Source organism: Methanoculleus sp. UBA413, assembly GCF_002502935.1.
GTDB lineage: Archaea > Halobacteriota > Methanomicrobia > Methanomicrobiales > Methanoculleaceae > Methanoculleus > Methanoculleus bourgensis.
In genome coordinates, this window is record NZ_DAQR01000123.1 from 7,171 (window position 1) to 16,726 (window position 9,556).

The window sequence follows — 9,556 nt, forward strand, 5'->3', positions numbered from 1 at the left end:
ATCTCGCCGTCCTCTATCCTGCAGAGGGCGTAGACGGGCCGGCGGGTACGGGAACGGACCGAGCCTTTGATGATATCGATCCCGAAGACTTTCACTCCACCACCCTTGCCAGTGCTTCGTCGAAGGCGTATTCGATGCCGTATTTCCGCTTGAAGTACTGGAGGATGTTCTCGATGTCCCGTGCGAGGAGGTCGCCGGCGTTCGGGTGGCTGGTCTCCACCCACTGGGGCCAGTCGATCAGCCAGCACTGCCCCTCGTCAACCATGACGTTGAACTCGCTCAAATCGCCGTGAACGATACCGAGCCGGTAGGCCTCACGGATATTTTCGAGGATGTCGTCGAGGACTGCCTCCGGCTCCTCAAGGGTCGCCCTGACAAGGTCAACCCCCGGGATGAACGACATCACGAGGACGTGCCGGTTCAGGTCGATCGGGAGCGGCACCGAGACGGTGGGGTGGAGCGTCTTTAAGGCGTCGTACTCCATCTTCGCCGATATACTGGAAGCAAATATCCAGGGACAGTGCGTGGCCTCGGGCATGTAGCCGCGCTTCAGGCGGGCCGACTGGAACGACCGCTGCCCGACACGGTGGAACTTCAGGGCCACCGGCCCAAGCCCCATCGCCTCACAGACCTCCGACTCTTTCCCGACGCCGATCAGGATCCCGAGCGCCTGGATGGTGCCCCGGCGGGTGAGGGTATGGAGGGCCAGGGTGTCGTAGCCGTTGAAGACGAGGGCGTAGCCCTCGTAGGGGACTTTCTCGTACCTGACCATATCCATGGCCATCAGCCTGCCCAGCCGGTAGGAGAGCTCGGACTCGGAGAACCCTGTGGCCGGCCTGAGCACCTCGAGCGGCACCCACTGGTAGCGGCGCATGAGGCGTTCGAGGGCGAGCAGGATCCGGAGTTCGTAGGCGTGCAAGGATCGCACATATTCTGCAGGAACAGGCATCTTCTACACCATTTATGTGCCACGGTGATAAAAGAATGATCGAGATGCCATGCAGTGCAGCAAGTGCCGCCGCGATGCGGTCATCTTCCAGCGATACTCGGGGCTGCACCTCTGCGAGCAGCACTTTAACCGCGATTTTGAGGCGAAGGCGAAGCGGGCGATCAGGGAGCACCGCTGGATCGAGTCCGGCGATGTGGTGGCGGTGGCGCTCTCAGGGGGCAAGGACTCAAGCGCCGTCCTCTTCTTCCTCCACCGGCTCCTCCACGAACGCCGGGACGTCAGGCTGATGGCGATAACCGTGGACGAGGGGATCGGCGGTTACCGCGACCCGGACCAGGCCCGGGCGATCGCCGACCGTATCGGTGTTCCCTGGGTGACGGCATCGTTCCGGGAGGAGTATGGGGTCACGCTCGATGAGATCGTAGGTCGGAAGGGGACGGGACTCTCCTGCTCCTACTGCGGGGTGCTCAGGCGGGCGCTGATGAACCGGGTTGCCCGGGAAGAGGGGGTCACGAAGTTTGCCTATGGGTTCAACCTGGACGACGAGGCCCAGTCGGTGCTGATGAACGTCCTCCGGGGCGACCCCTACCGGCTCACCCGTCCGGCGCGGGAGGTGGCGGGACTGGTCCCCCGGATCAAGCCGTTTATGTACATACCGGAGCGTGAGGTTGCGCTCTACGCCTTCCTCCACGTCGAGGGGTTCGACCTTACGGGCTGCCCTTACGCGGTCGGCGCCCTGCGGAGGGACGTCCGGGGAATCCTCGACGACTACACCTACCGCCACCCGGCGACGAAGTACTCCCTGGTCAACCTGGGGGAGACCCTCCGGAACCCCGAGAGGCTGCAGGAGGAGGGGCTCCGGATCTGCGAGCGGTGCGGGGAGCCGTGCGGGAAGGTATGCCGGGTCTGCCAGGTCCTCGATGAGGTCCGGGGGCTCTGACCGGGGGCGTGTGCGAAGGCAGCAGAGGAGGGCGTAGCAGTCCTGTGGTCAACGCGTGAGGCAACCGCTGTATGTAAAAAAGAGTAGATGCCCCGGCTCCTACCGCATCAGCAGGCAGCCGCCGGTCACGTCGGCGAAGATCTCCATGAACTGTTCGGGGTGGTTGAGGAACGCGACCGCCCGGGGGCGCCCGATCAGGTCGTAGAGCCCGACCTCTTTCTCGATGCCGAGTTCCGGGACCTCCACCGGGTCACAGTAGCGCACCGGCGGGGCGTCGGGGCACCGGGGATTCTTCACCAGTGCCCCGCCCTCTATCTCATAGTAGGCGGCACCTCGCATCTCTGCATAGGGGGCGTAGTTGCTGGAGAACTCTGTCGAGACGAGGTTTGCCATCACAAGGTCCTCTCTGGCCGGATTGATCGTCACATGGCCGTACCCGGGCGGGATCAGGATCTTGTCGCCCACAGAGCCCACGATCATCACCACGTCGCTGGCGTCTTCGGTCTGGAGCAGGTAGTGCCCGGTCCCCGAGAGCACCTCGTAGATCTCGGGATAGGGCACCCCCGCCGGGTTGACGGTATGGTAGTGCCCCTTCGTCTTGACGTACTCCCCGCAGAGGGTCCGGGAAGGAATAACAGTTATGTCGTACCTGACATGGTGATCGTGGAGCCACCGCCGGTCGTCATCGCTCCTGGCCAGGTCCCGGTACATAAAATAGAGGGGCTGATCGGAGGTGCATCCTGGATCCGCGAGGACATCCCGCATCTCCTCGATTGTCCTCGCCTGTGCCTCCGGTTTAGGCCCGTCCCAGTAACTGTCCATCAACTCTTCTTGCGGTGCACGAATATATAATACCCGGCCCCGATGATGATGACTGCAACAATGGTGAGGAAGATCGGATTGGTGAACAGAGCGCCCGGTTTCTTCTCAAGAGCCACTCTCACCTTCATGGTATCTGAGATCTTGCTGTTGTCGAGGTCGTCGCGGTAGCGGATCTCAGAGTCGATCCCGTACTCCTTTAAGGTGCCGTCGGCATCGATGCTCACCTCAAACCTCGCAGTAGCGGTCTCACCGGGGGCAAGGTCGCCGAGGTAGGCGGTATCATCGTTGCTGGTGAAGGGATCGACGGCGCTGATCCGGGCCTGGGCGTTGTAGACCTTTGCAGCTCCGGTATTTTTGTAGACAACCTCAAGGATGCTCTTTCCGCCTGGGTAGAGCGTTGCCGGCGAAGAAACGACATCGAAGTCGATCTTCCCGCCGACAGGGAGGCCGATGGTCACAATCTTGGAGGTCGCTGACTTCTCCTCGTAATCCTCGTAGGTGACCACGACATCCAGCGGGTATGACTGGGGCTCGGCGTTGTCGGAGACGGAGACCTTGAACTTCACATCCACCGTCTCTCCGGGCTCAAACGTCCCGATGTAGGCGCTGCCGTCGGTGGGGATAAGCGGGCTTGCGCCGTTTCTGACAACCTTGACAATGGCCTTGTTTGCCGTGTCGTGCCCGATGTTCTTCAGGGTCATGTAGACGTAGCCTTCAGTGCCGACGTTCAGCGACTCGGACCGCACATCCACGACCTCGACGCGGAGGTCGGGCGTGACCCGCACAGTCAGCGGCAGGGTCTCGGTCTTCTTCTGGTAGTAGTAGCGGAGGGTGTCGGACCCGTATTCTTCCGCCTCCCGCAGGTAGGTGTAGGTCACCTCAAGCGGCAGGGTGTAGGTTCCGGGTTCTGCGGAATCGGCCACCTTCACGTTGAACGTGGCGGTCCTGGAGGTGCCTCCTGCGATGTCGCTTACGAACTGGGGGTCCGTCTTGACGGTGAACGGGGTCTTCTCGCTCTTGAGCGCCACTGTAGCCAGTTTCGCGGTGTTCGGCAGGTCGTCCCGGTTGACGATATCAGAGCCGACGATCTTATGAGTATTCAGGCCGCTGTTTGATATGATGACGGTCAGGCTGGTGTCGGCACCAGGTGCGAATTCGTTGGTGCCGGCGATCGTTGCTGAAAGTTCAGGGTTTCCATAGAGGTACTTGGCCCCTGCTGCCGCTCCGGGCACAGCCAGGAGTGCCAGCAGGAGGATTAGTATCGGTACGTGCTGCCAACGCATCTGATCACCTTGTTGTTTTTTTAACAACAACATTTATTGCTGAACAGTATATATACATGATGGATGAAGGCACCCCGGGATATACCTAACGACCTCCTCGAATCTCTGAAATCGCTGGGACTTACGAAGTACGAAGCCCTCGTGTACATCGGACTGCTCAGGGTGGCGGGCGCGACCGCGACCGAGATCCACGAGATATCGGGCGTGCCGCGCGCATCAGTCTACCCGGTCCTTGACCGTCTCGCCCAGAAAGAGCTGGTCAGCGTCTCCCACACGACACCGAAACGATTTGATGCGATCCCTCCCGCCAGGGGCATCGAGAACCTGATGCGCCGGATCGAGATAGATGCGGAGAACGCCCTGGTGGCCCTCGATGCGTTTTACCAGGAGAAGGATGCGGAAGGCCGGGGCAACCAGGAACTCATATGGACCATCTACGGCGAGGAGAACATCAAGACCCGCCTCGCTGATATGTTCCGGAGCGCGGAGCAGAGCGTGGAGATGCTGGTGGCCTGGAACCTTCTTCAAGGGAACGTGCTCTCGCTGCTCGAACCTGTCCCTGACTCAGTGCAGGTCGATATCGTCACCGACAGCTGGAAAGGCGAGCAGCCTTCCGGGTTCAGGGTCCGCGTCCACCCGCTCGGCGTGCTCTACGAGACGCACGCGCCGCCGGGAAAAGGCCTGCGGTACGAGAGTTCCGGTGTCTTCCTGGTAGACGACGCCAGGGCGCTGGTCTGGATGGGGTCGGCCGGCGAGCAGCCGTCGGCGCTCTACTCTGAGTCGGCCGGGCTTGTCCAGTTCGTCAGGCGTTACCTCACCAGCGTCACTGAGTGGGTGGGGACCACCGGTCAGGTCACAGGTCAGTAATCCTCCAGGTAGCCCATCTCCCTGATATCGATCAACCCCTTGAGCGCCCGGGTCACGACCGGGCGTCCCGCTTCCCTGACGGCCGCCATCGGGTTCGTGCCCCCGACCATGGCCACGCCCACGTACTGCGGGCTCACCGGGACCCCGAGCAGGGGGACGTTCGGGGGGCCGACATCCAGGATGCCTGAGAACCCGATGGCCGAGAGTTCGTCGAGGATCGCTCCTGCGAGCGGTTCGGCCTCCATGTGGCACTCCCTGATGTTTGCGAGGATGCTGCCGTTCCCGTGGTGCATGACATCGAGGATCGACGTGGCCTCCTGGGATATCAGGACCTCGAGCGGGTCGAGCGTGGTGTCGCGGTAGAGGATCATGCTCGTGAACCGCCGGGGAACCCGTTCCTCGATCTCAACAACCCCGCCGCCGATCGGGTTCACCGGGATGCCGCGCCTGAGGAGGAGGGCGTCGAGGGTGATGCTGCATACGGAGCAGATGGCGTGCCGGCCGTCCGGCACGGTGTAGCCGTCGACCTGCTCACCCGGGCCGGCGACCAGGATCCGGTCGCTGACGGTGATCCCGGCCCGGTGGGCCTCTTTCATGACAGAGAGCGCGAACTCGAGGTCGCGGCTCTCGATGAGCGAGAGGTTGTAGATGATTGTCCCGGCGTTCTCTTCCGGCCGGTAGGTCACCCTGAGTGCGTACTCCTCGATACGGTGGTTGGTAAATTTCAGGGGGACATTCATTATCAGATCTCTCGTGCGATAGGGGAAAAGGGTTGCTTTTGGGGTGAGATTCCGGGTGGAAAGACCGGTCGGGTCTATCCTGCAATCACCTGTAGTCAGGAGGTCGTTTTCACCCGTGCAGCATGGGGCAGAGCGTCATGAGCGTCTCATGGAAGCGCATGGAACGGCCTGAACCGGGAGAGCCTTGATGAGTCTTCTTAACGGGAGAGCAAGGCACTGTTCCTGACACTCACGGCCTGCCAGCAGAACGACCTTGCGTCCGGGAATATGTCCTGGGTCTTCCGAAACTCGCCAATCGTCCAGACTTCATCCTGCCGCTCGAGGAGCCCCCTGCATACCGACCCAAAACCCCACCCGGCAGTCTCCATAAGCCCTCGTTCGAAAAACACTGCAACTTGCTGGTCACGCTTGACGCCACACTCGATGAGCGTGTTGAGACGCTCCAGTTCCATCGAGACTGACTGGAGCAGCGTATCAGGCTCGTCTCTCCGCCTGCGCGGCATCACAAATATGTGGATGTCGCTTTCACGAATCAGCAGTTCGCTCGCCTCCCGGTCCCGGACCGGCGAGCGTTTCCCGGGCGGGGCAGTATCGAGATCCTCTGATATACGGGCATTATATCCGAGGGGCGGGTCCCGGAGGTAGTCCCGCAACAGAAGAAGATCCTGCTTTCTCTCCCGGGAAAACGAGCCGTAGATCGCTATCGGGGTCTGCTCCTTAACTGCCGCAATCCGGGCAAGCCGGTACGCAACCTCGTGAGGGGACAGCGGCGGGGGAGGGTGCATATTTCTGGATCTTGTGGCCAGGGCGTTAAAGATACCTGGTTAGTTATTCTTAACTCGACTCACGATAATATTCATATGGGTTAGTAATACATAACTGAAATGAGGTGGATGAGAGTGAGAGGCATCAATCAGGGGGTTGCCGACCGTTACCTCGGCATGGTCCCCCTTGAGGTCCGCGAGGCGGTCAGCGCTCTCTCCGACGACCTGAGGTGGGCGGTGTACATTGCGCTGGCGACAGAGGGCGAGAAGTATTTCACCGAACTGAAGGAAGAGTTCGGCGCAAACCCAAACACCATGACCACCGCCCTGAAGGCCCTGGTAGGCGGGGGTCTGGTCGCACGGCAGGTCCGGACGGGCGATGTCGGCGACCGCCGGAAGATCTATTACGCGCTGACGCCTGCAGGGTCACGGCTCTTCGCAGCACTCTACGACGTCGCACTGCCTCCCCGTCGGCCTACCCGGGATCCGGAACCAAGCAGGGTCGATCTGGCCGGAACTGCACGCGGAGCGGTGGCAGAGCCCGCCGCCGGGACGGGGGGGCGCTACGATCACTACGACTCAGTGCCGCGCCCGGACATGAAGAGGTGCTGAATGCCGCTGCATGGGGATGGTGAGCAGGTTCCCGGGCCGAAGTATCTTCTGGGGAAGGGGGAGAGGTTCCGGTCGGTCTATGCCACGGGCGCGTACGGCGGCATTGACAGCAGCGACGCGCACATCATCTTCTATGCCGACCGGATCGACCCGGAGATAGACGAAAACTCCGGTGAGATGCGGGTAGGGAGTATTGTAAGAGACCTCATCATCGATATCAGGATGACGCCCGCTGAGTTCGTAGCCCTCGCCGCCTGGATGAACCGGCACGTCGAGCAGTTCAAGGAACGGATGGCAGGCCCGGAGGCCGGTTCCGACCCCTGATCCGCCCCGGGACCCCCGCCGGTGCGCGGCCCCATCTCACTCCCGCCGGACTCCCGGGAAATAGTCCCTCAACCGCCCGCCCTCCGAGGGAAAAATTGTTCTACTCCCCTGTGATAATGTACGATGAATGGAGAGTGGGAATCGGGAAAAAGCCCGGAACGTGCTGAAGCGGATACTCGAAGCGGCCTCCTATAACGTGGAGGAGGTCGACGACCCGCAGGTTTTCTCCGCGATCAGAGATGGAACCGCCCTGCTGGTGCTCTGCTCTGACGACCCGGAGATAATCAGGAAATTTGATTCGATGAACTACCGCCTGCACGCCAGCGGCGACGAGATGGTCTGCAGGAAACTGCTCTTCACGCTCGATCCGACGGTGCAGACAGAGGACTGTATCCGGTGGGGCGCGGATGAGTTTGTCCTCTACGCGGGCAGGGCCGCGCTTGCGGAGGTGCTCGGGCAGACCCTGATCCTGGACCTGGGCCAGCCGGTGCACCTCCTCCGGGATGAACCGGTTGAGGCCGCCTCTGCGGCGGCGGAGGAGGAAGAACAGGAGATGGGGCCGGAGTTGCCCCACCTCCCCCTCCAGATCAGCGAAAAACGCGCCTGCGGCATCGCCGGGCTGCACGGGTCGGCAAAGTGCCGGTTCATCCCGTACTGGAGTTACCGCTACATGAGCACCGGCGAGCGTGAGGTGAAGGACCGGCTGGTCTCCTTCGATGCCGAAGGGGCCGGAGCCATCAACGCCATTAACGGCATCAAGATGGAACTTGACCCCGGCACCGTCGAGCGGGGGGCGGTCCCGTTCGGCTCCGAGATCGTGCCGGCCCGGCTCGTACGGGACGACGTCGAGGAGCAGATCGTGCGGGAGGTCGTCGACCGGCTCACCCAGCGGGTGCGGTTCCGCTACGAGAAGGGGGATGCCATCTTCTACGAGGAAAAAACCCTCAAACCCGACCGGAACAACATCCAGGTCGACCTCGAGATCATCTACGTGCCGGTCTGGCAGGTGCGCGGCGGGAGCAGGATCGTCGAGGTCAATGGGTTCACCGGCGAGATCCTCTCAGTGCCGATGGACGAGGGTGTCGAACTGCTGTAGGTGAGACCATGATCATCGTCATCGGCGGCGGACCCGCGGGAAGGATCGGGGCGATGCGCCTTGCAGGGGCCGGAGCGGAGGTCCGGCTCATCGAGAAGCGCAAGATCGGCGGGCAGTGTCTGCACGACCGGTGCATGACGGTCTGCGCCCTAAATGACGTCGCTCGGCTCCTCGAGTACGCCCGGACCCAGAAGGACCTCGGGATCCTCGACTCGGTCCCGGCTGTCTCTTACCCGGCGGTCAGGCGGAAGATGCGCGAGGTCCAGGAGAAACTCTCCACGGTCCTCGACGCCGAGACCCGCCGGGCCGGGGTCGAGGTCGTCTATGGCGCCGAAGGCAGGCTGGAGGGAGATCGGGTCTATATCGATGACGAGGAGGTGCGGGCAGACGCGGTCCTCGCTGCCACTGGGTCGCGGGCGGCAATCCCTGATATCCCAGGCGCCGATCTTCGCGGCGTCTACACCTACCAGACACTTCCCGCGCTGGAAGACCTCCCGCAGCGCATGGTCATCGTCGGCGGCGGTGTGGTGGCGGCTGAGTTTGCCCACATATTCCGGGCCTTCGGGTCAGAAGTTGAGATCGTCGCTCGGCACGGGCTGCTCCGCGACCTCGATCCGAAGGTGCGCTCCGCTGCGATGCGCGACCTCGCCGGGGTCGGCATCCGCGAAGAGACCGCTGTTCTGGGCATCGACGGCGGCGCCCGTGTCCGCTCGGTCCTGCTCGCGGGCGGCGAAGAGATCGAGGCAGATGCCGTTCTCCTCGCCACCGGACTCATCCCTCATTCTGAGCCGTTGCAGGGGTTCCGCAAGAGGCCTGACGGCGCGGTCATGGTGGACGAGCATATGCGCACGAGCGTAGAGAGTGTCTATGCAGCAGGCGACGTTATCGGCCCGCCCTACCTCACGCCCGCGGCCCGCCGGGAGGGCGTGGTCGCCGCCGAGAACATCCTCGGCCGCGGCACCGTCATGGACTATACGGGCATCCCACAGGCGATGAGCCTCCGCTACGACTACGCCGTCGCCACGACCGGGGCCGACGACGGCGCCGTCACCCTCTCGGCTCCCGCCCCTGCGGGCCCGGGCTCGTTCTGGGACGTCGCGGGAGGCTGGGCGGGACTTGCCCAGGTCAGGGTCGACCCCGAGACCGGCCGGCTCGTCGG

11 protein-coding genes are annotated in these 9,556 nt (G+C 62.7%); 6 read left to right on the top strand and 5 right to left on the bottom strand.

Annotated features, from left to right (window positions below; translation table 11 throughout):
- Positions 1 to 91: 91 nt before the first annotated feature.
- Entirely contained in the window at positions 92 to 949 is an 858-nt protein-coding gene (locus BP858_RS10640; RefSeq protein WP_214166953.1) for a serine/threonine-protein kinase RIO2, read from the bottom strand.
- Positions 950 to 998: 49 nt separating this feature from the next.
- Between BP858_RS10640 and BP858_RS10645 the strand changes: the two genes are divergently transcribed.
- Positions 999 to 1,889 (top strand): TIGR00269 family protein, encoded by an 891-nt coding sequence (locus BP858_RS10645; RefSeq protein WP_062261771.1) that lies wholly within the window; start codon positions 999 to 1,001, stop codon positions 1,887 to 1,889.
- 99 nt (positions 1,890 to 1,988) lie between these two features.
- Here the strand turns inward: BP858_RS10645 and BP858_RS10650 are convergent, their stop codons facing one another.
- Complete coding sequence (locus BP858_RS10650; RefSeq protein WP_286879470.1) at positions 1,989 to 2,711, bottom strand: glucose-6-phosphate isomerase family protein; 723 nt, start codon at positions 2,709 to 2,711, stop codon at positions 1,989 to 1,991.
- Complete coding sequence (locus BP858_RS10655; RefSeq protein ID WP_074175010.1) at positions 2,711 to 3,994, bottom strand: COG1361 S-layer family protein; 1,284 nt, start codon at positions 3,992 to 3,994, stop codon at positions 2,711 to 2,713. The genes BP858_RS10650 and BP858_RS10655 overlap by 1 nt, the downstream gene beginning before the upstream one ends.
- Before the next feature lie 63 nt (positions 3,995 to 4,057).
- Between BP858_RS10655 and BP858_RS10660 the strand changes: the two genes are divergently transcribed.
- On the top strand, positions 4,058 to 4,861 hold the full coding sequence (locus BP858_RS10660) for a TrmB family transcriptional regulator (RefSeq protein ID WP_286879471.1): 804 nt from the start codon (positions 4,058 to 4,060) through the stop codon (positions 4,859 to 4,861).
- Here the strand turns inward: BP858_RS10660 and BP858_RS10665 are convergent.
- Both BP858_RS10665 and BP858_RS10670 read right to left on the bottom strand, forming a co-directional pair.
- The gene (locus BP858_RS10665; RefSeq protein ID WP_286879472.1) at positions 4,855 to 5,601 is read right to left on the bottom strand and encodes a DUF128 domain-containing protein; all 747 of its coding nucleotides are present in this window, start codon (positions 5,599 to 5,601) and stop codon (positions 4,855 to 4,857) included. The two genes, BP858_RS10660 and BP858_RS10665, sit on opposite strands and share 7 nt — an antisense overlap.
- A 197-nt stretch (positions 5,602 to 5,798) precedes the next feature.
- Positions 5,799 to 6,386 carry a hypothetical protein gene (locus BP858_RS10670; RefSeq protein WP_074175012.1) on the bottom strand — a complete coding sequence of 196 codons (588 nt, stop codon included), beginning with the start codon at positions 6,384 to 6,386 and terminating at the stop codon, positions 5,799 to 5,801.
- A 99-nt stretch (positions 6,387 to 6,485) separates the two neighbouring features.
- Between BP858_RS10670 and BP858_RS10675 the strand changes: the two genes are divergently transcribed.
- The 4 genes from BP858_RS10675 to BP858_RS10690 all read left to right on the top strand — a co-directional run.
- On the top strand, positions 6,486 to 6,977 hold the full coding sequence (locus BP858_RS10675) for a winged helix-turn-helix transcriptional regulator (protein WP_286879473.1): 492 nt from the start codon (positions 6,486 to 6,488) through the stop codon (positions 6,975 to 6,977).
- On the top strand, positions 6,978 to 7,301 hold the full coding sequence (locus tag BP858_RS10680) for a hypothetical protein (RefSeq protein ID WP_074175013.1): 324 nt from the start codon (positions 6,978 to 6,980) through the stop codon (positions 7,299 to 7,301).
- Between the two features lie 127 nt (positions 7,302 to 7,428).
- Positions 7,429 to 8,397 carry a hypothetical protein gene (locus tag BP858_RS10685; protein ID WP_286879474.1) on the top strand — a complete coding sequence of 323 codons (969 nt, stop codon included), beginning with the start codon at positions 7,429 to 7,431 and terminating at the stop codon, positions 8,395 to 8,397.
- 8 nt (positions 8,398 to 8,405) lie between these two features.
- A partial coding sequence (locus BP858_RS10690) for an NAD(P)/FAD-dependent oxidoreductase (protein WP_286879475.1) occupies positions 8,406 to 9,556 on the top strand: 1,151 nt, incomplete at its 3' end.

Bases quoted from the DNA above. Each gene is read 5' to 3' on its own strand.
- BP858_RS10640 (WP_214166953.1), bottom strand. From the start codon at position 949: ATGCCTGTTCCTGCAGAATATGTGCGATCCTTGCACGCCTACGAACTC.
- BP858_RS10645 (WP_062261771.1), top strand. From the start codon at position 999: ATGCAGTGCAGCAAGTGCCGCCGCGATGCGGTCATCTTCCAGCGATAC.
- BP858_RS10650 (WP_286879470.1), bottom strand. From the start codon at position 2,711: ATGGACAGTTACTGGGACGGGCCTAAACCGGAGGCACAGGCGAGGACA.
- BP858_RS10655 (WP_074175010.1), bottom strand. From the start codon at position 3,994: ATGCGTTGGCAGCACGTACCGATACTAATCCTCCTGCTGGCACTCCTG.
- BP858_RS10660 (WP_286879471.1), top strand. From the start codon at position 4,058: ATGAAGGCACCCCGGGATATACCTAACGACCTCCTCGAATCTCTGAAA.
- BP858_RS10665 (WP_286879472.1), bottom strand. From the start codon at position 5,601: ATGAATGTCCCCCTGAAATTTACCAACCACCGTATCGAGGAGTACGCA.
- BP858_RS10670 (WP_074175012.1), bottom strand. From the start codon at position 6,386: ATGCACCCTCCCCCGCCGCTGTCCCCTCACGAGGTTGCGTACCGGCTT.
- BP858_RS10675 (WP_286879473.1), top strand. From the start codon at position 6,486: ATGAGGTGGATGAGAGTGAGAGGCATCAATCAGGGGGTTGCCGACCGT.
- BP858_RS10680 (WP_074175013.1), top strand. From the start codon at position 6,978: ATGCCGCTGCATGGGGATGGTGAGCAGGTTCCCGGGCCGAAGTATCTT.
- BP858_RS10685 (WP_286879474.1), top strand. From the start codon at position 7,429: ATGGAGAGTGGGAATCGGGAAAAAGCCCGGAACGTGCTGAAGCGGATA.